The sequence below is a fragment of the Myxococcus sp. MxC21-1 genome, from assembly GCF_032612255.1.
GTDB lineage: Bacteria > Myxococcota > Myxococcia > Myxococcales > Myxococcaceae > Myxococcus > Myxococcus virescens.
In genome coordinates, this window is the sequence record NZ_CP123278.1 from 4,323,144 (window position 1) to 4,348,116 (window position 24,973).

General features: G+C 69.5%; 20 protein-coding genes, 3 tRNA genes and 2 pseudogenes. 18 read left to right on the forward strand and 7 right to left on the reverse strand.

From position 1 onward, the window contains the following. Window position 1 precedes the first annotated feature (1 nt). From QEG98_RS19620 to QEG98_RS19640, 5 genes are all read left to right on the forward strand, one after another. A complete protein-coding gene (locus tag QEG98_RS19620) occupies window positions 2-148 on the forward strand; it encodes a hypothetical protein (protein ID WP_167371169.1) in 147 nt (48 codons plus the stop codon). Further along, window positions 136-987 (forward strand): hypothetical protein, encoded by an 852-nt coding sequence (locus QEG98_RS19625; RefSeq protein WP_316567696.1) that lies wholly within the window; start codon window positions 136-138, stop codon window positions 985-987. Before QEG98_RS19620 ends, QEG98_RS19625 begins: the two co-directional genes overlap by 13 nt. Beyond that, window positions 980-1,906, forward strand: a complete 927-nt coding sequence (gene miaA / locus QEG98_RS19630; protein WP_316567697.1) for a tRNA (adenosine(37)-N6)-dimethylallyltransferase MiaA — start codon at window positions 980-982, stop codon at window positions 1,904-1,906. The genes QEG98_RS19625 and miaA overlap by 8 nt, the downstream gene beginning before the upstream one ends. Window positions 1,907-2,140: 234 nt before the next feature. Beyond that, window positions 2,141-2,701, forward strand: a complete 561-nt coding sequence (locus QEG98_RS19635; protein ID WP_316567698.1) for an HdeD family acid-resistance protein — start codon at window positions 2,141-2,143, stop codon at window positions 2,699-2,701. Between the two features lie 76 nt (window positions 2,702-2,777). Next, window positions 2,778-3,746 (forward strand): bestrophin family protein, encoded by a 969-nt coding sequence (locus tag QEG98_RS19640; protein ID WP_316567699.1) that lies wholly within the window; start codon window positions 2,778-2,780, stop codon window positions 3,744-3,746. On the opposite strand, the pseudogene QEG98_RS19645 reads toward QEG98_RS19640, so the two are convergent. From QEG98_RS19645 to QEG98_RS19655, 3 genes and pseudogenes are all read right to left on the reverse strand, one after another. After that, window positions 3,734-5,465: pseudogene (locus QEG98_RS19645) on the reverse strand (response regulator). The gene QEG98_RS19640 and the pseudogene QEG98_RS19645 sit on opposite strands and share 13 nt — an antisense overlap. Window positions 5,466-5,513: 48 nt before the next feature. Next, window positions 5,514-6,470, reverse strand: coding sequence for a diguanylate cyclase (locus QEG98_RS19650; protein WP_090492562.1), 957 nt, complete (start codon window positions 6,468-6,470; stop codon window positions 5,514-5,516). A 399-nt stretch (window positions 6,471-6,869) separates the two neighbouring features. Beyond that, window positions 6,870-7,613: a tetratricopeptide repeat protein gene (locus QEG98_RS19655; protein WP_090492564.1), complete on the reverse strand. Its 744-nt coding sequence runs from the start codon at window positions 7,611-7,613 to the stop codon at window positions 6,870-6,872. A gap of 96 nt (window positions 7,614-7,709) precedes the next feature. On the opposite strand from QEG98_RS19655, the gene QEG98_RS19660 reads away from it, so the two are divergent. From QEG98_RS19660 to QEG98_RS19685, 6 genes are all read left to right on the forward strand, one after another. Further along, window positions 7,710-7,795, forward strand: a tRNA-Leu gene (locus QEG98_RS19660). 102 nt (window positions 7,796-7,897) lie between these two features. Next, window positions 7,898-8,572 (forward strand): response regulator, encoded by a 675-nt coding sequence (locus tag QEG98_RS19665; RefSeq protein WP_316567700.1) that lies wholly within the window; start codon window positions 7,898-7,900, stop codon window positions 8,570-8,572. Between the two features lie 101 nt (window positions 8,573-8,673). Then, window positions 8,674-9,960, forward strand: coding sequence for an RsmB/NOP family class I SAM-dependent RNA methyltransferase (locus QEG98_RS19670; protein ID WP_090492569.1), 1,287 nt, complete (start codon window positions 8,674-8,676; stop codon window positions 9,958-9,960). Window positions 9,961-10,016: 56 nt separating this feature from the next. Further along, window positions 10,017-10,418 (forward strand): hypothetical protein, encoded by a 402-nt coding sequence (locus tag QEG98_RS19675; protein ID WP_026114128.1) that lies wholly within the window; start codon window positions 10,017-10,019, stop codon window positions 10,416-10,418. Window positions 10,419-10,474: 56 nt separating this feature from the next. Next, window positions 10,475-10,547, forward strand: a tRNA-Ala gene (locus QEG98_RS19680). Window positions 10,548-10,629: 82 nt separating this feature from the next. Next, window positions 10,630-10,702, forward strand: a tRNA-Ala gene (locus QEG98_RS19685). 62 nt (window positions 10,703-10,764) lie between these two features. Here the strand turns inward: QEG98_RS19685 and QEG98_RS19690 are convergent. Next, complete coding sequence (locus QEG98_RS19690; protein ID WP_090492573.1) at window positions 10,765-11,688, reverse strand: class I fructose-bisphosphate aldolase; 924 nt, start codon at window positions 11,686-11,688, stop codon at window positions 10,765-10,767. 639 nt (window positions 11,689-12,327) lie between these two features. Here QEG98_RS19690 and QEG98_RS19695 point away from each other — a divergent pair. After that, on the forward strand, window positions 12,328-13,686 hold the full coding sequence (locus QEG98_RS19695; protein ID WP_316567701.1) for a TolC family protein: 1,359 nt from the start codon (window positions 12,328-12,330) through the stop codon (window positions 13,684-13,686). A gap of 55 nt (window positions 13,687-13,741) precedes the next feature. Next, window positions 13,742-14,347 carry a phospholipid-binding protein MlaC gene (locus QEG98_RS19700; protein ID WP_090492577.1) on the forward strand — a complete coding sequence of 202 codons (606 nt, stop codon included), beginning with the start codon at window positions 13,742-13,744 and terminating at the stop codon, window positions 14,345-14,347. A 68-nt stretch (window positions 14,348-14,415) separates the two neighbouring features. Here the strand turns inward: QEG98_RS19700 and QEG98_RS19705 are convergent. The 3 genes and pseudogenes from QEG98_RS19705 to QEG98_RS19715 form a co-directional block, all read right to left on the reverse strand. Beyond that, a pseudogene (locus QEG98_RS19705) lies at window positions 14,416-15,415 on the reverse strand (NAD-dependent epimerase/dehydratase family protein). A 27-nt stretch (window positions 15,416-15,442) separates the two neighbouring features. Continuing rightward, window positions 15,443-16,615 (reverse strand): N-acetyltransferase, encoded by a 1,173-nt coding sequence (locus tag QEG98_RS19710; RefSeq protein WP_090492582.1) that lies wholly within the window; start codon window positions 16,613-16,615, stop codon window positions 15,443-15,445. A 7-nt stretch (window positions 16,616-16,622) separates the two neighbouring features. After that, complete coding sequence (locus tag QEG98_RS19715; RefSeq protein ID WP_316567702.1) at window positions 16,623-18,161, reverse strand: aminotransferase class I/II-fold pyridoxal phosphate-dependent enzyme; 1,539 nt, start codon at window positions 18,159-18,161, stop codon at window positions 16,623-16,625. Window positions 18,162-18,436: 275 nt separating this feature from the next. Between QEG98_RS19715 and QEG98_RS19720 the strand changes: the two genes are divergently transcribed. From QEG98_RS19720 to QEG98_RS19740, 5 genes are read left to right on the forward strand one after another with little or no spacing between them, the layout of a single operon-like run. Continuing rightward, a complete protein-coding gene (locus tag QEG98_RS19720) occupies window positions 18,437-21,094 on the forward strand; it encodes an efflux RND transporter permease subunit (protein WP_316567703.1) in 2,658 nt (885 codons plus the stop codon). 35 nt (window positions 21,095-21,129) lie between these two features. Next, window positions 21,130-22,038 carry a phosphatase PAP2 family protein gene (locus QEG98_RS19725; RefSeq protein WP_410478076.1) on the forward strand — a complete coding sequence of 303 codons (909 nt, stop codon included), beginning with the start codon at window positions 21,130-21,132 and terminating at the stop codon, window positions 22,036-22,038. 36 nt (window positions 22,039-22,074) lie between these two features. Beyond that, window positions 22,075-23,265 (forward strand): aminotransferase class I/II-fold pyridoxal phosphate-dependent enzyme, encoded by a 1,191-nt coding sequence (locus tag QEG98_RS19730; RefSeq protein ID WP_316567705.1) that lies wholly within the window; start codon window positions 22,075-22,077, stop codon window positions 23,263-23,265. Next, window positions 23,262-23,990, forward strand: coding sequence for a class I SAM-dependent methyltransferase (locus tag QEG98_RS19735; RefSeq protein WP_316567706.1), 729 nt, complete (start codon window positions 23,262-23,264; stop codon window positions 23,988-23,990). Before QEG98_RS19730 ends, QEG98_RS19735 begins: the two co-directional genes overlap by 4 nt. Further along, window positions 23,983-24,960 carry a hydroxymethylglutaryl-CoA lyase gene (locus QEG98_RS19740; RefSeq protein WP_316567707.1) on the forward strand — a complete coding sequence of 326 codons (978 nt, stop codon included), beginning with the start codon at window positions 23,983-23,985 and terminating at the stop codon, window positions 24,958-24,960. Before QEG98_RS19735 ends, QEG98_RS19740 begins: the two co-directional genes overlap by 8 nt. Window positions 24,961-24,973: the final 13 nt, after the last annotated feature.

The window sequence follows — 24,973 nt, forward strand, 5'->3', positions numbered from 1 at the left end:
CATGACTTCGGACGCCTTCCAGACGACGCCCCCTCCTGACGCCGGCCCTGTCTATGAGGCGCCGGCCATTCTCTGGGAGCAGCCCTTCGTGGCACTGGCGCAGATTTCCCAGTGCAACATCCCCGGTGAGTCGGAGTGCATTCCCTGAGCCTTCCGCCGGAAGGCCCCTCGGCGGACGCGGCCCTCTGTCTGCGGATCGCCGGTTGGACGGGAGTTGTGGAAGTCGGCGATGCGGGCCTGCGAGACTCGCTCCGGCGCATGTTCTCCCGGTTCGTGGTGTCCCCAAGGCGACAGGGCAGTGAGGTGGCTCGGCTCGTGGCCGTGGTCCCCGCCCAGGCGCGTCCTGCTCCCGTCATTCGCGAGCTGCCACGGGTCCTCCGTGCGGAGGACGGCGCGCTGCGCCTGGCCGGCGAGGACTACGACGCGGCGCTCTCCGCCGACGGCCTCCAGGCCCACCTGGAGGGGCAGGGGCGGTTTCCCGTGGAGACGGTGCTGAAGGTGATGCTTGCCCGGGCGCTGGCCCGGCGTGGCGGGCTGCTGGTGCATGGCGTGGCGGTAGCGCACCAGGGCCGGGCCGCGCTCTTCACGGGGCACTCGGGGGCGGGGAAGAGCACGCTGGGGGCCTTGTGGGCGCAGGCGGGCGGGCAGGTGTTGTCCGATGAGTTGGTGGCTGTGTGGCCGGAGCCCAGCCAGGGCTGGCGGGCGGCTGGGACTCCGTGGAACGTGGGGCAGGCCGCCGAGGCGGCGCTGAGCGCGGTGGGGACGCTGGCGTGGGACGGCGTGTCGCGGTGGGAGCCGCAGGCCGCTGGCGACGTCGGACGGATGCTGCTCGTCAATGCCTTGCTGCCCGAGGCGACGCCCGAGGGGCGAGGTGGGCTGCTTGGCGCGGCGGGACGGTTGCTGTCGGAGGTTTCGCCCGTGCGGTTGGTGTTCGCGCGTGATGCGTCCGCGGCGGCGGTGATTCAGGGAGCGTTGGCGAATGGGTGAGGGTGGAGCGCAGCGGCCACTGTTGACGGTGATTGCCGGGCCGACGGCGTCGGGGAAGACGGCGCTGGCGATTGCGCTGGCCCAGCGTGCTGGTGGCGAGATTGTCAGCGCGGACTCGCAGCAGGTGTACCGGCACTTCGATATCGGCACGGCGAAGCCCTCCTCGGAGGAGTTGGCCGCGGTGCCTCATCACCTGGTGTCCGCCGTGGACCCGATGGAGGCGTTCTCCGCTGTCGAGTACCAGCGCCGTGCGGACGCCGTCATCACGGAGATTGCCGCACGCGGCCGGCCTGTCTTCGTCGTGGGCGGCACCGGGCTGTATTTGCGCGTGTTGCTTCACGGTGTGCTCGAGGCGCCCGGGGCCTTGCCGGAGTTGAGGGCGGAGCTGGAGGCGCTGGCGGCCGGTGAGGGGCGCGAGGCGGTGCATCGGAGGCTGGCGGAGGTGGACCCGGAGACGGCGGCGAAGCTCCCTCCGCAGGACCTGGTCCGCGTCATCCGGGCGCTGGAGATTCATGCGCAGACAGGCGTGCCCGCCTCGGCGTTCCGGAAGGCCCATGCCTTCGCGCCGGACCGTTATCCCTTCCAACTGTACGTTCTGGCGCCACCGCGCGACGTGCTGTACGGGCTCATCAACACGCGCGCGCGGATGCTATTCGAGCGCGGGCTCGTCGAGGAGACCCGCGAGCTGCTGGCGCGGGGCTACGCCGATGCGGCGCCCATGCGCAGCGTGGGCTATGTGCAGGCGCGCGCCGTCGTTGAGGGACGGATGACGCGCGAAGAGGCCATTCACGACACCGCGCAGGAGACGCGCCGCTACGCCAAGCGGCAGTTGACGTGGTTCCGGAAGGAGCCCGGTGCTGTCTTCCTGGCTCCCCCGTACGAGGCGGCGCTTCCGCTCGGCGGCTGTAGCTCACCCTGACGGCCCAGAGGCCGGGGCGGGCGGGGGACGGAGCGGCGTCAGCGAGCGTTGTCGGCCCCAACGCGGGGGCCCATGTTCGGCGATGGATGTGCCGGGTTCCTTTGCCGCCTGCCGACAGGCGGCTGACACGCGAGGCGGCTCGGCCTCCGAAGTGCACTCGCTTCGGGAGCAGTCACCATGGCCTTCACCGATGAACGCAAACCGGAAATCCTGACCCCTGACACGAGGACGAGGGTGAACTCGGCGGCCTGGGGTGGCCCCTTCATCATGGGGATTCTGATGACGCTGCTGGGGATTGTCGCGCTGGGGGCCGCCTTCTTCACCAGCCTGGTGTCGGCCATCCTCTTCGGCGCGATGCTGGCCGCGGCAGGCGTCATGGAGGTCATCTCCGCCTTCCGGACGCGCAAGGAGGGTGGGCCGTTCTGGCTGTACCTGCTCAGCGGCATCCTCTCCGTCGTCGTGGGTCTGTTCGTCCTCGTCTACCCGGCGGCGGGACTGGGCGCCATGACCCTGCTGCTGGCGGGCTACTTCTTCGCCAGCGGGCTCTTTCACGCCGTCACGTCGGTGATGGACCGCTATCCCCGGTGGGGCTGGGACTTCCTCTACGGCGCCGTGTCCATCTTCCTGGGCATCATCGTGATGCGGCAGTGGCCCATCTCCGCCGTCTGGCTGGTGGGCACGCTGGTGGGAATCGGCATCTTCTTCCGGGGCGTGGCGCTGATGGCGGGCGCCCTCACCGTGCGCAAGGTGCTCCGCTCGGGCGGTCCGACGACGCCTGCCTCCATCTCCCACTGACGGGCAGGCGGCCAAGGGCACTGGCTCCCGTCCAGGGCGGACACATCCCGCGTGTCCCCCTGGATTGGCGCTTGCCATGCCCCGCGCAGGCGCGGCAGCGTATGCGCCCTGCGACAATATGATCGACTACGACCCGCACCGTTGGTGGAGCTACTTCCATTACCTCCGCGGTTCCATGGTCCGCGAGATTGTGGCCCGGGTCCTCGTCTGTGTGTTGTGGGCCGTGGGGGTCACCGCGGTCCATCATCACACCAGGCCCTTGGACATCTCGGCCACGGTGCACACGCTGGCGGGCATCTCGCTCAGCTTGTTGCTCGTCTTCCGGACCAACGCCTCCTATGACCGCTTCTGGGAAGGCCGGAAGCTGTGGGGCGGCATCGTCAACGAGACGCGCAACCTGGCCCGTGCATCCAGCGTCTTCATGCGTCGGGACGCAGGGCTTTACGGCACGCTGCTGCGGTGGATCAGCGCCTTCCCCTATGCCGCCGCCGCGTCACTGCGGGGGGAGCGCGACCTGGGCCCCGTCGCCTCCGAGCTGCCGCGCGATGAAGCGGACGCCGTGCTGGGCAGCCAGCACGTCCCGCTCGCGGTATCGCAGAAGATGTCCGCCGTGCTCAATGAGGGCCGGCTGCGGGGCTACTACCCCGAATACGTCCAGATGCAGCTCGACCAGAACGTCCAGCTGCTCATCGACTACATCGGCGGCTGCGAGCGCATCCACAAGACGCCCATCCCGTTCGCCTACATGATGCACCTGCGGCGAGCGCTGATCGTCTACTGCTACACGCTGCCGTTCGCGCTGGTGGATTCGTTCGGCTGGATAACGGTGCCGGCCACGTTCGTCGTCGCCTACGTCTTCTTCGGCATCGAGGAGATTGGCGTGGAGATCGAGGACCCGTTCGGCCACGACGACAACGACCTGCCGCTGGAGCGGATCTGCGAGACGGTCCGCGGCAACCTCAAGGCGCTGATGCCCGGGAGCGCCGAGGCCATTCACGCCCCGGTCTCCGTGGTCGCCATTCCCGGCGGTGGTCAGGACGCGTAGCGGTCCGCGGCCAGCTCGTGCGTGTCGTCCGCGGCGTGCGCCGCGGGCGCGGGCTCCATGACGGGGACTCGGCCGGTGAGGATGCGCAGCAGTCGGTCTGGGTCCACGGGCTTGGGCAGGAAGGCCTCCGCCCCCGCGTCCAGGGCCCGCTGCCGGACATGCGGCCGGTTGAGGCCGCTCATCACCAGCACGCGGGTGTTCCGGGTGAGGGGATGCTGCTTCAGTCCCTCGGCCAGCCGCAGGCCGTCCACCCAATGCAGCACCACGTCCAGGAGGATGGCCGTGGGCGGTCGCCGGGCCACCGCGCAGAAGAGGGCCAGCTCGTCGGCGAAGGACACCACCGTGGCTCCGGTGCTCTCCAGCAGCGCCGTGAGCGCCTCGCGTGCGTCCGGGTCGTCATCCACGACGTAGTAGAGGTCCGGCTCCAACTCCGGCACCACCGAGGGCACCGGCTCCACCGTGGTGCGCAGCCAGGAGCCCACCAGCTCCTTGAGCCCTTCCCAGCGCGCGGCGCCCAGGAGCGCGATGGGCGCGGGGCCGCTCAGGCCCAGCACCCCGCCGCCGAAGGTGCCACCCAGCGTCCGTCGCCCCTTCGCCCTGACGAAGGCCTCCGGCGCTCGAGGCCCCGCTCGGCGCAGCCAGTTCATCGTCCGGGCTCCCGCGGCGGCGTCCTCCAGCATCTCGCCCAGGCCTTCGCGCACGTAGCGGCGCTCCAGGAGGCCCGTGTCCAGCCCGCCGTCGAGCAGCGCCACCGCCGCGCGGCTGCACGAAGCCAGTGTCTCCGACAGTCCCACCTGGAGCGGGTGGCCGAAGGCCGCGGGCCCTACCGCGAGCTGCCCCGGCGCCACCAGCGTCCGGCCCGGTCCGTAGGGCAGGCGGGTGGTCTCCAGGGCCGCCAGCTCGAAGCCTTCCTCCACCAGTCCGTCACGCGCGGCCATCATCAGCACCGGCAGAGGTCCGCGGGCGTCACCGCCGGCCCGAAGGCCAGCGCGTACACCGAGTTGGCGCCGGCAGCAGGAACAGGCCATCGACCGTTGGCAGGGGCGCAATCCACAGCCGGCCCACCGGAGCCAGCTCCAGCCGAGGCGAAGCGTGGCGCAGGCGGGCCTGCACCGCGGGGATGGTGGGGGCAGGGCGGAAGCCCTTGAAGAAGGCGTCACCCATCAGCGGCCCGGCGCCCGAGGCCAGCGCCACCGCATGGAAGCGATCGCCACTGCCCTGGGCGCGCACCACCAGCGAGCCCGCGCCGCGCACGGAGGCGGGCGCATCCGGCGCGGGGGCCTGCCGCTCCACGCGCTCGACGTGGCGGGGAAGGAAGCGGGCGCCCTGGGCGCTGGCCGCGGTGGCGAGCACATCCCGCACCTGCTCCAGGCCGCCCAGCCCCTGGGGCCAGCCGTCCACCACCCAGAGGCCACCGGGCGCGGAGGACAGCAGCTCGCGCCGGCCCTCGGCGATGATTTCAACGCCGCGCAGCTCATGGGTACGCCATTCGGAGGGGATGCGGCAGCCCAGCGCGGCCAGGCGTGAGCGGCATTCCGGCGTCAGCACCGCCGGCGGGGCGGTGCGCTCCTGTGTTCCTCCGGAGTAGACGCGCACGTCCAGCGCCAGCCCGCGAGCCCTCCCGTTGAAAAGGAGTGAGGCGGCAAGCCCCGCTCCGGCAATGCCGCCTCCCACCACCGCCACCCTCGAACCTGTCGCCAGTCTGTTCCCCAGCATCATCCGCGCCCTCGCTGCTGCCCCGCCGTTGCCTGCCTCACCTCGCCCCGTTCAGTGCCGCTGCGCCGGAGGCGAATTCGCGGGCCGGCCGAACACGACGACCCGATCCCGCCCCTCGCGCTTTGCCTCGTAGAGGGCCGCGTCCGCCGCCTTCATCAGCGACTCGGTGTCCTCGCGGGGCCCTTCGAAGGTATGGTCGGCGATGCCCACGCTCACGCTCAGTCCGAAGGGGGCAGGGCGGCCGTCGCTCTTCTGGACGCCGACGGCGCGCAGCCCGGTGCGGATGCGCTCGGCGAAGACGGCTGCTTCCAACGCCGTCTGGTGCGGCAGCAGCGCGACGAACTCGTCTCCACCGAAGCGGGCCGCGAAGTCCGACTCACGCAGCTCGTGCTTCAACTGGGTGGCCAGCGCGAGAATCGCCCGGTTGCCCACGTCATGGCCCATGCCGTCGTTGATGGCCTTGAGGTGGTCCAGGTCGATGATGACGACGCTCAGCGGGTACTGGTAGCGCTGGGCCCGGCGGAACTCTTCTTCCATCCGGATGCTCAGCGCCCGGAAGTTGGCCAGCCCCGTGAGGCCGTCCGTCTGCGCCAGGATCTGCAGCCGGCGCTGCTGCTCGCTCTGGCGCAGCGCCCGGTCGATACGGGCCAGCAGCTCCCGCGCGCTGGCCGGCTTGTGGATGAAGTCCACGGCGCCCATCTCCAGGCAGCGCTCCAGCGTGGCCTCGTCCGCGTCGCCCGTCAGGAAGATGACGGGCACGGCTTCCGTGCGCGACTCGCGCTGGAGCATCTCGAGCACCGCGAGCCCGTCTCCGCTGGGAAGGAACCTGTCCAGGAGGATGAGGTCCGGGCGGTGCTCCCGCGCCAGCTCCAGCCCCTCATCCGAATCCGGAGCGGCGAGCACATCGAAGCGTACGGCGAGCAGGTCTACGAGGCTCTCGCGGACCTGTGCGTCATCTTCGATGATGAGCAGAAGGGACCGCTCGGAGGTCCGGCCGCGCCGTTCCATGCACCACTCCGCTTCACTCGGCTGCTGCGAAATGGCAGGCCGAAAGTCTCGGGTGCCACGCCCTGCCGTGTGCTCCCAACGCCCCTGCGCCCCACGCGCACCCGCCGCCGCCCGGTCCTGCAAGCACACCCCAACGCCCACAACCTTCACCCGAGACCTCCGGCTGCCAAGCCTGTCAGGCTCCGCGAGACGAGGCCTTTCCCCGTCATCCGTGAGCACGGTGCGGGAGCAAGCACCATGCCCTGCGGTGGGGGAGGGCAGTCAGAGTGTTTCCGGGCGGTTGCGCACCCTCTGCGTCGCCCTGTTGTACAGGGTCGGAAGACGTTGCAGCGCGCTGAGGGGCAAACCGGTAGATATTCCCGTGCGCGGGCGGACGCTCGATGGCCGCGCGACGGGGCGCTAGCGTCGGGTGCTGAACTGCATGCGGCGGCCGCCCATGGGGGGCATGACCGGCGGCGGAGCCTCGAGCCCGAACTGCCACCACGTGGGCTCGTACGGCTTCATCTTCAGGCGCTTGTCGTTCTGGAGCTGGGCGAGGCTGCCCTTGAGCTTCTCGTCCTTGGGGTTCTGCTCGACGCCCCGGGCGAGCACGCGCAGCGCGCCGTCCTTGTCCTTGTTCTGCATCAGGCACCAGGCATAGGCCGCCCAGACAATGGACTCCTTCTTGCCGCTCTTCGTGGCGGACTCGAACGCCTTCTTCATGGCGTCGAAGTCCTTGCGCTGGAAGTACAGGGCGCCTTCCATGGCCTTGGCCATGTAGTTGCGGCCGCTGCCCTTGGCGAAGGCGGCCTTGGCGCCCTCATGGTCCTTCACCATGTACTTCAGCATGCCAATCTGGGAGTGAAGCTCCGGACCGACCAGGAACTGCCACTTGTCGTAGACGAGCCCCTGTTCCAGCGTCTTCACCGCCCGGTCCACCCGCGACTGGGCGTCCTTCTGGCTGGTGGGCTGGGACTGGAGGTCCTTCTGGACCACCGTCATCAGCGACTGGACGCGGCTGGCCACCCGGCGAGCGAGCACGATGTAGGTGCCGACGAGGGCCAGGATTCCGGGGACGAGCCCCGCCCAGATGGAGAAGCCGGCCACCTTCACCAGGAGCGCGACGGCGATTCCCACACCGAGGGAGATGAGAAGGTTGTACATGGGGGGCCCCTCTTAGCGATGTGCGTGGAGCACCGCAATCTTCGGATGCACTTGGTTTCAAGTCGCGGTATACGTCTGCTCGTCGCGACAGCAGGGGGCCCTCTGTCGAAATTGGTAGACGAGGCGGACTCAAAATCCGCTGCGGCTGACCCCGCGTCCCGGTTCGAGTCCGGGGAGGGCCATCATCCGAAGGGCAGGACCGGCGAGGTGGTCTTCCGCTGGAAGCGCCCGGTCCTGGTAAAGGACAGGCTCCAGCAGGTAGGGGCGGCGGAGGTCCCCCGTTAATGAGGGTGTTGCTGGTCGAGGATGACGCGAGCCTGCGGGAAGGCATGGGCGAGCTCATCTCGGAGCTCGCGCAGGTCCACGCGGTCAGCACCGGGGAGGAAGCGGTCGCGGCCATCGAGGCCGAGCGCTTCGTCCTGGTCATCAGTGATCTGCGCATCTCCGGAGGCGAGCTGGGCGGCCGGACGGTCGTCGAGGCTGCCCGGAAGCGTCATCAGGCGGTGGCCATTGTCAGCGCCGCGACGCCGGACGAGGTGATCCAGGCCGTCCAGCCCCAGGTGGCGGACGCCATGCTCCTCAAGCCGTTTCAGATCGACGACATCTACGCCCTGGTGGAGCGCTTCATCGCGCTGCGTCAGGACGTGGAGCAGCTGGCCACCCAGGGGCAGCGGCCAGCCGCGAGCGTCTGGTCGCCGCGGGGCGCCCACGTTCAGATCGCGCGGGAGGACGCGCTGAGGGCAATGTGGGTGTCCGTGACGGCCGGCGGCGACTTCGGCTGGACGTTCCACCCGACCCCCTCGGGCGTGGGGGTTCAGGTGGTCGAAGGTGTACTTGAAGTGGATGACGTGTCGTACTCGGCGCCCGGGTATTTCTTCCTGGGGGCCGGGCAGGCGCCTCGGATGCGCAGCCCGGAAGGCTGTCTGGTCGTGGCCGTGGGACTGAAAGGGCAGGGCTGAGGCACGTGGATTCCGTCTGGCCGGCAACGCCCGTAGACCCGGAGCGCCTGGGTCGTCCTTCCCGTCGTGGCGCGACGGCGGCACTCGAAGCGCACATCGCAGTGCTTCGCGGCGAGCCTTTGAAGGCCGCGCTCGCCAACGCCTTGCGAGAGGCCAATGGCCTGGGCGGCCAGGAGCGGCGCTTCGCCGCCATGGCCGTGCGCGAGCTGTCCCGGCACCAGCGCTTGCTGGATCTGGCGGCCCGGTTGCTGGGCCACACCATGGGCAAGGTGGGGCTGACGGAGGACCAGGCGCTGGTGCGCTACGCCCTCTGGCGCCGCATCTTCTGTGGTGAGGGCTGGGCCCGCATCGGTCCCGAGGTCCGGCTGCCGGGGCCCGTGCGTCCGCGCACCATCAAGGACGACCTGCTCCAGCGCGTGGTGGAACAGCCGCTGCCGGAGGCGCCGCTCCCGGAGTCCCAGACGGAGCGGCTGGCCATTCGCTACTCGTTCCCCAACTGGTTGGTGCAGCGCCTGGCCCAGGTGTACCCGGAGGATGTGCTGGAAGGGCTGCTGGCGTCGCTCGATGAGGAGCCGTCGCTGCACTTCCGCGCGCGGCCCCCGGGGACCCGGGACGCGGTGCTGGCGGCGCTGAAGGAAGAGGGCGTCAACGCCGAGCCCGTGGCGGCGGCGCCGGATGCTGTGCGGGTGACGGACTCCAGCCACCGCGTCTTCGAGACTCGGATGATGAAGTCCGGCCGGCTCCAGGTGCAGGACGTGGGCAGCCAGCTCATCTCCGAGCTGTGCCGTCCCCGGGAGGGCTCGCTGGAGGGCTTCACCGTGGCGGACGTGTGCGCCGGCGCGGGCGGCAAGACGCTGGCGTTGGCGGACTTCGTCGGGCCCCGGGGCAAGGTGCTGGCCGGGGACCGTTCGCGGCGTCGGCTGGCCGAGGCGCGCGAGCGCGTGCGCCACTTCTCGCTCCGGCAGGTCGCTTTTCCGCATCCGCTTCCGCTGTCTGACGCGGACGTCCTTCTGATCGATGCGCCGTGCAGCGGCACGGGCTCCCTGGCGCGCGAGCCGGATCAGAAGTGGAAGCTCACCGCTCAGGAAATCGCCAAGTACCAGGCCACGCAGTCGGAGTTGCTGGATGAGGTGTCACGCCAGGCGAAGCCGGGTGCACTCATCGTCTATGCGACCTGCTCGGTGATGCCGGAGGAGGACGAGGCGGTGGTGGAGGCCTTCCTCGCGAAGCATCCGGACTTCACGCTGGAGCCGGTCGAGGACGTACTCGGTGCGGAACGGGCGGCGCTCGCCGCGCAGGGGCCCTATCTGAAGGCGTTGCCTCCCAAGGTTCCCGGGGGAGGATTCTTCGCGGCCCGGCTGCGGAGGACAGGGGCGGGGCCGGGTTGACAGGCTCCGAGAGCGCACGCTACGCAATCGTTGATTTCTCAAGGAGTGTGACTGACTTGGCGGCCGACTCGAAGCAGTCCGAGGTAGTGAAGCAGATCAACGAGGCCTTCCAGGCGGCGCAGGACCGGTTGGCCCAGCTTCGCGAGGCCGTGGAGCGCAACACGGACCTGGCCCGGGCGAATGCTCGCACCACCGTGTTGAAGGATCAGAAGGAGAAGGCGCTCAAGGAGCTGGGCGAAGCCGTCTGGCGTCAGGTCCAGAAGGGGCGGCTGGACCTTCCGGCGGGTTTCGGCGTCGCGCTCAAGGCGGTGGAAGCAGCAGAGCAGGCGGTCGAAGCCCACGCCCGTGAGCTCACCGACCTCCTTCGGGAAGGGGAAGAAGTGGCGCAGCGGTTGAACGAACAAAAAAACGCACCGCGGCCTCAAAGAGTTCTGGTGCCTGGAGCGAAGAAACGGTAGAAGGCACCCACTTCGCCGGTCGGGCCGCTCCCCAAAGCGGCTCAGCAGCAAAAGACGGGGCTATAGCTCAGCTGGGAGAGCGCTTGAATGGCATTCAAGAGGTCATCGGTTCGATCCCGATTAGCTCCACTCTGAAATGAAGAGGCCCGCCAGGAAACCTGGCGGGCCTTTTGTTTTGAAGCGGTAGGTGACACCCGCAGCAAAAGACGACGGGGCTATAGCTCAGCTGGGAGAGCGCTTGAATGGCATTCAAGAGGTCATCGGTTCGATCCCGATTAGCTCCACTCTGAAATGAAGAGGCCCGCCAGGGAAACCTGGCGGGCTTCTTTGTTTTCCGCCGAGCCGACTACGCCTTGCCGGCGAAGATGGCCATCACGTCCTTGAGGAGCTTGATGGACTCGCCGTGCGGACGCTGGAAGGCGTTGCGGCCCATGATGGAGCCGAAGCCGCCGCCGGCGTTGATCTGCTTGATCTCCTCCAGCAGGGCGTCGGTGCCCTTGGCCTCGCCGCCGGAGAAGATGACGATGCGCTTGCCGTTGAAGGCGGAGCGGACGACCTCGCGGACGCGGTCCGCCAGCGTCTTGGTGGGGATGCCGGCCTTCTCGAAGGCCTTCTTCGCCTCGGCCTGCTCGATGTGGTCCTGCGGCGGCTTCACCTTGATGACGTGGGCGCCGAGCTGGGCGCTGATCTGCGCCGCGTACGCCACCACGTCGATGCCCGTCTCACCCTCCTTGGACAGGTTGCCGCGGGGGTAGGCCCAGAGAACGGTGGGCAGGCCGTAGGACTTGGCCTCGGCGATGATGTCGCGGAGGTCCTCGTACTGCTCGTTGCGCGCCCCGGAGCCCGGGTAGATGGTGTAGCCGACGGCGGTGCAGCCCAGGCGGACGGCGTCCTTCACGGAGCTCGTCACCGCGGACATGGGGTTGGCCACCTTGGCCAGGGTGTCGGAGTTGTTGACCTTGAGGATGAGGGGAATCTCACCCGCGTACCTGCCGGCCACCGCCTCCAGGAAGCCCAGCGGCGCTGCGTAGGCGTTGCAGCCCGACTCGATGGCCAGGTTGATGTGGTAGTCCGGGTCATAGCCGGCGGGGTTCGGACCGAAGGAGCGGGCTGGGCCGTGCTCGAAGCCCTGATCCACCGGGAGGATGACGAGCTTGCCCGTGCCGGCCAGCGTGCCGGTGTTCAGCAGCCGGGCCAGGTTGGTCAGCGTGCCGGGGTTGTCAGACGGGTACCACGACAGGATCTGCTTGACGCGATCGGTATGGGGCATGTGTGGGGATCCTCTGTCTCGGGAACAGGCGCAATCTGCTGCATGCGCCACGTCCTACCAACTCCTTTTCGCGCACGAGTGTCATGGGTTCCACGACAGTGCACATCCCCCGTGCCTTCCGGCGCGGCCGTCCACAAGCTCGGGCCGGTGCCGTGCGACGAACAACACCGGTGACGGCCCGCTGCCGAACGGACATGCTGCGCCGCCGTGAGGTTCTCGGCTCTGGGGAGCTACACAAGGCGGGTTGATGCGCAGACACCTGGATCATGGCGTGACAGTGGCGCTGATGCTCGCGGCGGGCGTTGCCGGAGCGCAGCTCACCCCCGGCTCGGTCGGGACGGGGAGCAGCCCTTCAACCGGCACCGGAAGCACGCCGGCCCCCTCCACGCCCGGCGCTACGCCAGCACCAGAGGCGCCGGACGTGGGGACGCCGGGCTCCGACGCGCCGACGACGGTGCCAGGCACTGGGGCGCAGGGAGGGACGCGGCCCACGCCGCGCGTGGGGACCGGGGGCGGGAGCTGCCGCCGAGTCCACCGGGAATTGCGCCCGGCTCGATTGAGGAGACGCCGGGTTCCTCCCAGCGGGGGCAGGCCATTTCACCCGCGCCAGCCCTGGAACCCTCCAATGAGGCGGAGCAGGTGAAGGAGGGCGTGACGGGTGCGCCGGACTCGGAGGAGAAACCCGCGCGGCGGGCGCCGCTGACGCTGGCGCAGCTGGTGGCGCGGGCTCGCGAAGCGGACTCCCGGGTGGAGGAGGCGACGGCGGAGCTGCGCAAGTTCCAGGCGCTCTACCAACAGGCGCGGTGGGCCTGGTTCCCCAAGATCGAAATCACCGTGGGCGCGGGAGGCCCCACGCCCGAGGCCCGCAACGACGGCCTGGGTGGACCGCCCACCACGGAGGCCACCTATAAGGGAGACCTGAACTTCGGCCGCGTCGGCGTGACGATGTTCTCCACCGGCAACGCGGTGCTGCCGCTCTACACCTTCGGCAAGCTGACGGCGCTGGAGAAGGCGGGCGCGCAGGGGCCCGTGCTGGGGGCCGCGCTCCGCGAGCGCACGCGCAACGAGGTCGGCTTCCAGGCCGCGCAGGCGTACTTCGGCTACCAGCTGGCACGGAACGGGCTTCAGCAGATTGAAGAGGTCTCGAAGCGGTTGGAGGACGCTGGCCAGCGCATCGAGCGGCTGCTCAAGGAGGACTCGGCCCAGGTGTCCGCGGTGGACTCGTACAAGGTCCGCTTCTTCCGGCAGATTGTCGAAGCGCGCAGGGCGGAGGCCCTGCAGGGGCGCCAGTTCGCGCTCGCCGCCATCGGCCTGCTGGCGAACGTGGGGCCCGAAGACGCCGTGACGGTGGTGGAAGAAGACCTGGAGCTCGAAGAGGACGTGCCGGTGCCCAGCCTGGAGCAGGCGCTGGTTCGCGCGGAGCAGTCCCGTCCGGAATTGACGGCCGTCGCCGCCGGCATCGCCGCTCGCGAGCAGGAGGTCTTCATCCGCGAGCGCAGCTACTACCCGGACCTGGGCCTGGCCGGCTTCTATGATGTGCGCTTCACCACCAGCGCCACGCGGCAGCGCACGCCGTTCGCGTTTGATCCGTACAACGACCGCACCGGGGGCGTGGGCCTGGTGATGCGGGGGACGTTCGACATTCCCATCAAGGACGCTCAGCTCGAGCAGGCCCGCGCGGAGCTGGACAAGCTGCGCGCGCAGGAGAAGCAGATTCGCGCGGGCATCCGCCTGGAGGTCTCCAAGGTGCACGGCGAGCTGGTGGCCGCCTGGAGTCGCGCCCGGGCCTTTGGCGAGGCGGAGCGGAGCGCCCGCCGGTGGGTGACGGCCGCCTTCACCGCGTTCGACCTGGGGACCGGTGACACACGTGACCTGGTGGACGCTTTCACGGCCTATGCCCAGGCTTCAGGTGACAAAGGCAAGAGCTGGCACGACGTTCGGGTAGGTATGGCCGCCCTCGCGCGGGTAACCGGGGCGCCGCTGGCTCCGGGTGAATAACCATGCGCTCACCACAGTCTTCCCTGTCGTCCTTTCATCACTCGGAGCCCATTGAATGATTGCGTCCCTGCTTGCCGCCACCCTGCTTGCCGCCGCGCCCGGCCCACTGACGGTCGTCCAATCCGGGAATGCGGACGTGCAGAAGGCCGCCAACGCGCCCGGTGCCACCGCGCAGTCGCTGGCCGCCGTCGTGGAGAAGTTCGTCGACTTCGAGGAGCTGGCGAAGCGTGCGCTGGGTGACAAGACCTGGGCCGGCCTCCAGCCCGCCCAGCGCAAGGAGTTCACCGAGACGATGACGGGCCTGCTGCGCGCGTCCTATGCCCAGAAGGCCCTGGGGCAGGCGCAAGCCCAGGTGAAGTACGGCGAGGAGGGCATCGACGGGAACGAGGCCTCGGTGGGCACCACGGTGACGGTGAAGAAGGACGCCATCCCCGTCGAGTACCGCCTGTACCGCACGTCGGCGACCGGGGCGTGGCGCATCTACGACGTCATCACCGACGAAGTGTCCCTGGTGGACACGTACAAGGGGCAGTTCCGCAAGCTGCTCGCCGACAAGGGCTTCGACGGCCTGCTGTCCACGCTGAAGAGCAAGCGGACGCAGTTGGAGAAGGAGAACGCGGCGTCGGCGCAGAAGAGCGCGGAGCAGACCGCGGTCCCCTGACGCCCAACGCGGTCCGCTTCACGTGTCCAGGCCGAGGTGCCCTCCAGGGTGCCTCGGCCTTCGTCTTTTCAGCGCCCGCCCGCCTCGCGGTATGCGGCCAGGGTGCCGGCCGGCCCTGGGCCAGGGGGATGGTGGGCAGGAAGCCCAGCTCCCGACTCGCGCGCTCGGTGGAGCATGTCCACGCGGGGCACCGCATCTCCCGCACCTTGTCCCGGTTGAGGATGGGCACCGTGCCGCGCAGGCGGGCCACGGCTTCCGAGCCCAGCCCCACCACGTAGCTGACCGTCTGCGGCACGGGCAGCACGGCGGGCCGGCCCTTGCCGAGCGCCCCGGCCATGGCCGTGCAGACGTCCTCCCAGGAGTGCTCCACGCCGTCGGACACGGCGTACACGCCGCGCGCCGGGTCTTCCTTCGACACCGTGGGGCCGCGATCCGCGGCCGCGAGCAGGGCGGTGCAGAGGTCATCCACGTGGATGAGTGAGTAGCGCTTGGGCCCGAAGCCGCTCTTCAGCGCCAGCCCCAGCTTCGCCATGGGCAGCAGCGACGGGAGGAACTCCACGTCACCGGGCCCGTAGACGATGGGCGGCCGGACGATGACGGACGGAACCCGGTCCGCGAACGCCCGTACCGCCTCCTCGCCGCCCAGCTTGCTGCGGCCGTAGATGGACACGGGCGCGGGCGGGTCCTCCTCGCGGCGCGGGCGCTCCGGCGTGGACGGGCCGGCGGCGGCCAGCGACGAGCAGTACACCAGCCGGGGAGGGTGGGGCAGGGCGGCCATGGCCTCCACCAGGCGGCGAGTCCCCTTCGCGTTGCCCTCGATGTAGCCCTCGGGCTCGCGGGACTTGGTGACACCCGCCGGTGCAGCACGCAGTCCACGTCGCGCACGGCTTCGGCCAGCCCCGCGCCCGTTGTCAGGTCCGCCACCACGAAGCGGGCGCCCAGTCCCTCCAGGGGCCCACGGCGCGAGCTGGCGCGCACCATGAGGGTCAGCGTGTCGCCACGCTCCACGATGCGGCGCGCGAGCCGCTGGCCAATGAACCCGGTGCCGCCAGTGAGCAGGAATCGCAAGGAAGACTCCTCGGAGTCGGGCTGTGGTCAGAGCGCGCGCGTGTAGACGCGGTACGTCTTGGAGCGCTGGGCGCCCATGGACTCGATGGCGCGGTTGACCAGGTGGTTGTCCTCGAGCGTCCAGGAGATCTCCCCGCCCACGTAGCCCAGCCGCTTCGCCGTGCGCAGGGTGTCCAGGTACAGGATGGCGTCCAGGCCGCGGCGCCGGTAGCCCTCCTTGATGCCGAGGATGATGAGGCGCAGCCGGTTGATGCGGCGCGAGGCCAGCGCCAGCTTCACCAGGCCGATGGGCAGGCCGAACGTGGTGAGCCGCCCGTTGGCCGCGCGGATGGCCTGGTTGGCATCCGGCACCGTCAGGGAGAAGGCCACCGGCTCGCCCTGGACCTCCGCCATGAGCGCGAGCTCCGGCCGGACGACCGTCTTGAGCTCCTTGGCCAGGTGGTCGAACTCCGCGTCGGTGAAGGGCACGAAGCCCCAGTTCTTCTCCCACGCCGAGTTGTAGATGTCGCGGATGCGCTTCACCTCGGCGTCCAGGTCCTTCATGTTGACCGGACGCACGACGACGCCGTCGCGCACGCGAATCTTCTCCGCGATGCGCACCACCTTCTCCGGCGGCTGCGCGGACGATGACAGCTCGTAGGCGTACAGGTCCTTGGCCTTCGTCAGGCCGCAGGCCTCCAGCAGCGCCGCGTAGTAGGGCGGGTTGTGCGGCATCATCACCGCGGGCGGCGTATCGAAGCCGTCGATGAGCAGGCCCCAGTCCTGGTTGGAGGACAGGTTGGCCGGCCCCAGCATGGCGTCCATGCCCCGCAGGCGCAGCCAGGTCGCGGCGGACTCCAGCAGGGTCCGGGCGACGCCCGCGTCATTCACGCACTCGAAGAGACCGAAGAAGCCCTCCTTCGTGCCGTGGATCTCCATGTGCCGCGGATTGCGGATGGCGGCGATGCGGCCCACGACGTCCGGACCGCGCCGGGCGAGGAACAGCTCCAGCTCGCCGTACTCGAAGAAGGGGTTCTTCTTCGGGTCCAGGAAGTCCCGGCGCTCCATCTCCAGCGGAGGAACCCAGTGCGGGTCGCTCTTGTAGAGGGCGTAGGGGAGGCGGATGAACTGCATCCGCTCCGCCTCGCCGCGGACAGGGGTCACCTGCACGTCCGAGGGCATGGACGAAGATGCGTGGGTCGGCTCGGCGTGGAGGGCCATGGGCGGTTCAGTTCCGGTCGGAGTGGGCGCCGTTGCGCATGAAGAAGTGAGCACCCTTCTCCAGCAACAAGCCCGGCAGCTCGCCGCGCTTCTCCCACAGCTTCATCGGCGCGTTGCCCAGCTTCCGCAGGTCCTCCGGCTGGAGGTTGGCCGCGCGCCACGTGAGCTGCTCCACCGCGTCGAACAGGCGTCCGGCCACCTCGCGCGACGACATGCGCGACAGCTGGTCCAGGGTGATGCCGCCCTTGTCCGCCAGCAAGCCGTTCGAGCCCGCGGCCCACTTCTCGCTCGCGCGGTTGGACAGGATGCGGGTGCCCGGGCGGGCAATCTGCACCGGCTCGTAGACGGAGGGGCGCGTCTCCGGAATCACGCCCAGCTTCCGGCCAATGGTCTCGAAGGTGTCGAGCACGCGGTCCAGCTGCGCGTCCGTGTGCGTGGCCATGTACGAGGTGCGGATGAGCGCGTGGCCCGGCTCCACCGCCGGCGGAATCACCGGGTTGGCGAAGACGCCGGCCTCATGCAGCGCGCGCCAGAATCGGAAGCACTTCACCTGGTCGCCGATGTGCACCGGCACCACCGGCGTCACCGACACCCCCGTGTCGAAGCCCATGGCGCGGAAGCCGTTGTGCATCTTCTCCGCGATGTCCAGCAGGCGGCCGCGGCGCTCCGGCTCCGCTTCGATGATCTCCAGCGCCTTGAGCGCCGCGGCGATGGAGCCCGGCGTCATGGACGCGGAGAAGATGACCGAGCGCGCCTTGTGGCGGATGTAGTTGATGACCTCGAAGGGACCGGCCAGCACGCCGCCCAGCGACGCGAAGCTCTTGGAGAAGGTCCCCATGACGAGGTCCGTCTCCTGCTCCAGGTCGAAGTACTCGGAGGTGCCCCGGCCCAGCGTGCCCAGCACGCCCATGGCGTGCGCGTCATCCGTCATCACCCGCGCGTTGTAGTGCTTCGCCAGCTCCACGATGCGGGGCAGGTTGCAGATGTCGCCCTCCATGGAGAAGACGCCGTCGGTGACGATGATCTTGCCCGCGTCCGGATCCGCCTGGGACAGCAGCTGCTCCAGGTGGTCCATGTCGTTGTGGCGGAACTTGCGCTCGGTGGCGAAGGACAGGCGGATGCCGTCCACCAGCGACGCGTGGTTCTGCCGGTCGCTGAAGACGATGTCGTGCCGGCCCAGGATGGACGCCAGCGCCAGGTTCGTCTGGAAGCCCGTGGAGATGACGATGGCGGACTCGCGGTTGAGGAACTTCGCCAACCGCGCTTCCAGCTCCTCATGCAGCGCCAGTGTGCCGTTGAGCAGTCGCGAGCCGGAGCTGGTGGTACCGAACTTCTCCGTCGCCTTGATGGCCGCTTCCTTCACGCGCGGATCGGCGGACAGGCCCAGGTAGTTGTTGGACCCGACCATGATGACGCGCTTGCCTTCGATCTCCACCTCGGTGGCGCCGTGCGACGCTTCGATGGCACGGAAGTACGGATAGAGACCCGTAGCCTTCGCGATACGGTAGTCCTTCCAGTTACGGCACTTGTCGAAGACGTCGCTCATGGGTGATCGGTCTTTCTCTCAGGCTGCGTCGGGAGGCATGGACCGGCCCGGGAGCCTGGGGCTCTCCAGTCGCGACTCCCCCGATTGAAGGAACGTTCCGCTTCGGGGATTTGTGCGTCCGGCGGCCTCCCACGGGGGACGCGGGGCCGTGAATAAAGAGGGAGCGCGGCAGTGTCAAGGCAAGCGCCGCGCCATCCCTCCCGCTGTCGCCACCCGTATCCGTGCTCGCCTTGACAGCACTGAGACTTTGATGGCACCCCGCCGTCTGACACACGGTGTTCTCCAGTCGATACTGGAGTGCAAGGTGTGCATCGGGCTGCACACCTGCCGTGGGCGTGACGCGCCTGGAAGCCCTCCGCTTCACCCGCTGTTCAAGGACGCCGCTGACTGGCCGGGAATTTGCTCGGTCGCCGGTCCCCGAGGAGTCGACGTTGGCCAGGTCACAACGGTGGTTCGAGGGCTTCATCCAGGCCGCGGTTTCGCGCCCCTGGCAGGTGTTGCTGGTGTTTTCACTGCTCGCGCTGGGCGGTATGGCGCTGGCGTCGCGCTTGGAATTCCGCGGGTCGTTCGTGGAGTTGCTCCCTCAGGGATCCCAAGAAGTGCGGGATCTGACACGCGTGTCAGAGAAGGCAGGCGGGGACGGCTACCTGGTCCTCGTGGCAAAGGGAGACACTCCGGAGCGCCTGGAGGCATACGCGGCCGAATTGCAGACGCAATTGGAAGCGATGCCCGAGGTCCGCTACGTCGAGCACCGCTATGACGTGGACTTCTTCCGTCGAAATGCGCTGCTGTTATTGCCCATCGAGAAGCTCGCCGCGCTGCGCCAGGACCTGACGGCGCGTGTGCGTTACGAGCGGCAACGCGCCAACCCGTTTTTCTTCGATTTGGGGGGCACGCCGGAGCCGCCGGACTTCGAGGCCATCGCGAAGAAGTACGCGCCGGACGCGCCCATGCGCGCGACGTTGGCCAGCGCGGACGGCACTGAAGTCTATTTGATGATCAAGCCGTCCGGGACGGCCGGGGATTTGGGGTTCGCGCGGCGCTTCGTGGACCAGGCGATGGGCACCGGACGCACGCTCGCGGCGCAGCGCTTTCCGGGCGTGACGTTGCAGGCCACGGGCAACTTCCAGGGGCGCATCGAAGAGGACGCGGTGATGCGCGGCGACCTGTCGCGGGCCGGCACGCTGTCGGCGCTCATCGCGGTGGGGCTCATCCTGCTCGCCACGCGGCGTGTCGCGGCGCTGGCCGTGGTCGGCATCCCCGTCATGGTGGGCGTGGTGTTGACGTTCGCGGCGGCGCAGCTCGCCATTGGCCACCTCAACATCGTGACGGGGTTCCTCGTCGCCATCTTGATTGGCCTGGGTATCGAGTACGGCGTCCACCTGTGCATGCGGTACTGGGAGGAGCGGCGCGCGCGTCCGGCCCGCGAGGCCATCGTCACGGCGGTGCGCGGCACCTTCAGCGGCGCGGTGACGTCCGCGGTGACGAACGCGGCGGCGTTCTTCGTGCTGCTGCTGGCCCAGTTCCAGGCCTTCAACCAGTTCGGCCTGCTGGCGGGCCTGGGCGTGCTGCTGGCCGTGCTGGCGACGTATGCGATGGCGCCCTCGCTGCTGGCCATCGCGGAGCGGCTGCGTCCGGCCCGCGTGGACGTGGCGGCTGAAGCGACCGCGTCCCAGGTGTCCCAGCCGGAGCGGGCGTGGCGGCGCTGGCCCACGGGCGCCATCGCCGCGCTGGCGCTGTCGGTGGTGGGCTTCGCCGCGTTCTCCGTCTCCGTGGCGCCCCAGCTGGGCTTCGAGACGGACATGCGCAAGCTCAAGGGTGAGTCTCCGGCATCGCGCCTGGATGACCGCGTCACCGAACAGCTGGGCCAGCCCCTCAACCCGGCCATCTTCCTGGTGGATGACGTGGCGCAGGCGGCGCAGGTGGAGGCCGTCATCGCGGAGGTGAAGCAGCGCAACGGCGCGGACTCCGCCATCCTCGACTCCGCGTCCCTCAACGACTTGTTGCCTACCGATGTCGAGCGCCGGGAGGTGGAGCTGGCGGCCCTGCGCGAGGCCTTCCAGGGACTGGAGGACCTGCCCGCGGAGCTTCGCGAGGACGCGCGGCTCCAGGAGTTCCAGCGGATGCTGGAGGCGAAGCCCTACGGCCTGGAGGCGTTGCCGGTGGAGGTGCGCCGGCGCTTCGAGGCCACGGACGGGAAGGGCACCTTCCTGCTCCTGTTCCCCTCCGTCTCCAACTCCGACACCGAGGAGCTGCGGCGCTGGGCCACGCAGATCGACCAGGTGGTGGAGGGCGTGAAGGCGCGCGGCATCGACATGGCCGTGCTGGACAGCAACCGCATCGCCGCGCGCATCTTCGCGTTGGTGAGCGCGGACGGGCCGCTCATCCTGTGGTCCGCCGCCGCGGTGGTGTTCGTCGTCATCCTGGTGAGTCTGCGCAGCTTCAAGCGCGCGTTGCTCGTCACCGGGCCGCTGTTCCTGGGCATGACGTGCCTTGCGGGTGGCATGTACCTCTTCGACGTCCAGCTCAACTTCATCAACGCGGTGGTCCTGCCGAACCTGCTGGCCATCGCCGTGGACAACTCGGTGCATCTCTTCCACCGGTACGAGGAAGAGGGGCCCGGCTCGCTCGGCAAGGTGGTGCGCCACACGGGGCTGGCGGCCGTGGTGGCCACGCTGTCCAACGCGGCCGGGTATGGCGCGCTACTGGTCGCCAACCACCAGGGCCTGCGGAGTATCGGTCAGATTGCGCTGCTGGGGGTCATGTGCACCTTCTTGGGGACCACGGTCTTCTTCCCCGCGCTGCTCGCCTTGCTGGAGCGGTGGAAGGGGCGCGAGAATGTGGTGGCGGGGAAGGGAGCGGTCGTTCAGAGCCTCGAACTCGGCGATTCTGGCGCGCAAGCCGCGCCGCCGGGGGAGCGTAAGTCGGCGTGAGTTCCTGGGTTTCCCAAAGCGTTCGCGGTGAGGCGGTGCGCGTCCAACTCACCACCGTGGACCTCATCATCGTCGTGTCCTGCGCGTTGGCTTCGCTGCTCCTGCTGGGGCCGGGCCGGTGGGCGCCGGATGCGCTGCGGTGCGCGGGATTGTTCGCGGTGGTGGGCGTGGGGCCGCTCGTCCTCCGGACGCTGGCCGCGTCGTTCCCGGGGCACCAGTGGATTCATGTCCTCGCGGATTGGTGGCTGCTGCCCACGGCGGTGATGACGCACGGCTGGCTGGCTCCCGTGGTGGACACGGTGAACCCCTTCCTCAAGGATGCGCAGTTGGTGGCGGCCGACCAGCGGCTCTTCGGCATGCAGGCGGCGGTGGTGCTGTCGCGCGTCGTCCCGGCCTGGCTCAACGACATCCTGATGGTCTGCTACTACGGCCACTTCGTCTGGGCGCTGGTGATGGGACTGGTGCTCTACCGGCGCCCGGGCGGCGCGGAGTACGACGAGTACCTCACCGCGTTGGGGCTGCTCTTCTTCCTCAACTACGCGGCCTATGCGCTGGTGCCCGCGGTGGGGCCTCGCTACTTCCTGGTCGATGCGTTCGATGGGCCACTGCGGGGCACGCTGACGCCGTTGCTGGATTCACTCATGCGCAAGCCGCTGTTCGCGCGTGATTGCTTCCCGTCAGGACACACCGGCGCCACGCTGTTGGTGCTGTATTACGCTTGGCGGTTCTCCCGTCGCGTCTTCTGGGTGATGTTGCTGCCGGGCCTGGGGCTCATCGCGGCCACGCTGGTGGGCCGTTTCCACTACGCCACGGACCTGCTCTGCGCGGTGCCCATGGTCATGCTGGTGACGGGGCTGGCGCTGGGCGTTTCCCGGGCGGCCCGACAGCGTGAAGTGGCGAAGGACGCGCGTTCCGTGCCGGTGGACGCTATCGTCAGGCCCTGAGCGCCCGGACGTTGGCGGCGCGAGGAGCCGACGCCCATGTCCAGGCCCGTAGCCGCGCAGCGAGTCACCCGGTTCGCCACCACCGTCTTCTCCGAGTTCAGCGCCCTGGCCGCCCGCCACGGCGCGGTGAACCTGGGGCAGGGGTTCCCTGACTTCGACGGCCCGGCCGCCATCAAGGAAGCGGCGCAGCGCGCCATCCGCGACGGGGGCAACCAGTACGCCATGGGCGCGGGCGCTCGGGAGCTGCGCGTGGCCATCGCCGAGCACTCGGCGCGCTTCTACGGCCAGGCAGTGGATCCGGACACCATGGTGACGGTGACGAGCGGCGCCACCGAGGCCATTCTCGACACGCTGCTGGGGCTGGTGGACCCGGGCGACGAGGTGGTGGCCTTCGAGCCCTTCTACGACTCCTACGATGCCAACATCACCTTCGTGGGGGCCACCGCGCGCTTCGTGCCGCTGCGCCCGCCGGACGCGGACCACGCGCAGTGGTGGTTCGACCGGGACGAGGTCCGCGCCGCCTTCAACCCGCGCACCCGGTTGCTCATCCTCAACACGCCCCACAACCCGACGGGGAAGGTGTTCACCCGCGACGAGCTGACGTTCCTGGCCGAACTGTGCGCCGAGTTCGACGTGAAGGTCCTCTCCGACGAGGTGTACGAGCACCTCGTCTTCGAGCCCGCCCGCCACCTGCGTCCGGCCACGCTGCCCGGGCTGGCCGAGCGCACCGTGACGGTGAGCAGCGGCGGGAAGACATTCAGCCTCACTGGCTGGAAGGTGGGCTGGGTCATCGCGCCGCCGCCGCTGCGGAACGCGGTGCAGCGGGCCCACCAGTTCGTGACCTTCGCCACCGCCGCGCCGCTACAGGCAGCCATGGCGGAGGCGCTGCGGTTGCCGGACGCGTACTTCACGGAGCTGACGGCGTCCTACGCGGCGAAGCGGGAGCGGCTGCTCACCGGGCTGCGCGAGGCTGGGCTGACGGCGTTCGCCCCGGAGGGCAGCTACTTCATCCTCGCGGACATCACGCGCCAGGGCTTCGCCGATGACGTGGCCTTCTGCCGCCACCTGGTGTCCGAGGTGGGCGTGGCGGCCATTCCGCCCAGCGTCTTCTATGGCCCGGCGCACCGGCACCTGGGGCAGGGACTGGCCCGCTTCGCCTTCTGCAAGACGGAGGCGGTGCTGGACGAAGCCGTGCGCCGCCTGCGCGCGGGCCTGTCGTCGCGATGAGCTTCTTCGGAGAGCTCTACCTTCGCAGCACGCTGCCGTTCCTGTCGGAGGCCGTCACCGCGCGTGAGGTGGACTACCTGGCCCGAGCCTTCGCGGACGTGGCGGGGCCGGCGCCGGTGGTGGACCTGGGGTGCGGCCATGGCCGCCACGCGGCGCGGCTGAACGCGGTGGGGCCTCTGGCGGGGCGCGTCATCGGCCTGGAGTTGGACGCACTGTCGTTGGCCATGCGGCGCCCGGGCTTCCCGGCGATCCAGGGGGACCTGCGGGCCCTGCCGTTTCGCGAGGCGTCTCTGGCGGGAGCCTACGCGTGGTACTCGACGCTGGCTGCCTTCACGGATGGCGAGCACATGCACATCCTCCGCGAGGTCGCGCGCGTGCTGCGGCCAGGAGGACGGTGGGTGTTCCAGACGGTGCCGTTCGCGCGACTGGCCGCGTCCCCCCGGGCGGCCTTCCGCGAGACGCTGCCGGATGGAAGCGTCCTGGAGGAGGAGAGCTGCTTCGACGCCTCGACGGGGCGGGACGAGGGACGTCGGACGCTGACCTCCCCGGAGGGTCGATGCCTGCGCGCATCCTATTCCCTTCGTTACTATCCCCTTGCGGATTGGGTGCGGCTGTTGGAAAGCACGGGATTTTCCGTCGTCTGGGTGCACGGTGGCCTGGCGGGTGGGCCGCTGGACGCGCAGTCAACCGACCTGATCGTGGGAGCGGAGCGGCGCCATGGCTGAGATGCAGGAACACTCCAGGGCGAGGTTGGGCTGGCTGGGCCAGTTGCCCAAGCAGGTCGACGTCTACGAAGTCGGTCCCCGGGACGGCTTGCAGAACGAGCTGCGCACGCTGCCCACGCGGGACAAGGCGCGCCTCATCCACGCACTGGTGGCCGCGGGGGAGAAGCGCATCGAGGTGACGTCGTTCGTGTCACCCAAGTGGATTCCCCAACTCGCGGACGCCGAGGAACTGCTGCGGCTGGTGGGCCGTCGCGACGGCGTCGTGTTCTCCGCGCTGGTGCCCAACCTCAAGGGCCTGGAGCGCGCGAAGGAGGCGGGCCTGGAGGAGGCCGCCGTCTTCATCTCCGCCTCCGAGGCGCACTCGAAGAAGAACATCAACAAGAGCATCGCCGAGGCCGTGGTGGGCGCGCGCGAGGTGACGTCCTCCGCGCTTCAGGCGGGCATGCGCGTGCGCGGCTACCTGTCCACTGTGTGGGGCTGCCCCTATGAGGGCGACGTTCCCGTGGAGCGCGTGGTGGACATCTGCCGGCAGCTCGTGGACGCGGGCATCTACCAGCTCAGCCTGGGCGACACGATTGGCATCGGCACGCCGCGCCAGACGGAGGTCCTGCTGGAGGCGCTGCTGAAGCACATCCCCGTGGAGAAGCTGGCGCTGCACCTGCACGACACGCGCGGCACCGCGCTGGCGAACGCGCTGGTGGGCCTGTCCGCGGGCGTGACGACCTTCGACGCCAGCATTGGCGGCCTGGGCGGGTGTCCCTACGCCCCGGGAGCAGCAGGGAACCTGGCCACCGAGGACGCCGTCTTCATGCTCCACGGCATGGGCGTGGACACCGGCATCAACCTGGACCGGCTGGTGGAGGCCGGGGAGATTGCCCAGGAGCTGATCGGCCGGAAGCTGGCGGGCAAGTACCTCCAGGCCGCGCTGGGCGAGCGTGAGAAGAAGGCCGCCCGCCGGGCCCAGACGTGAGCGGGTCCTCCTC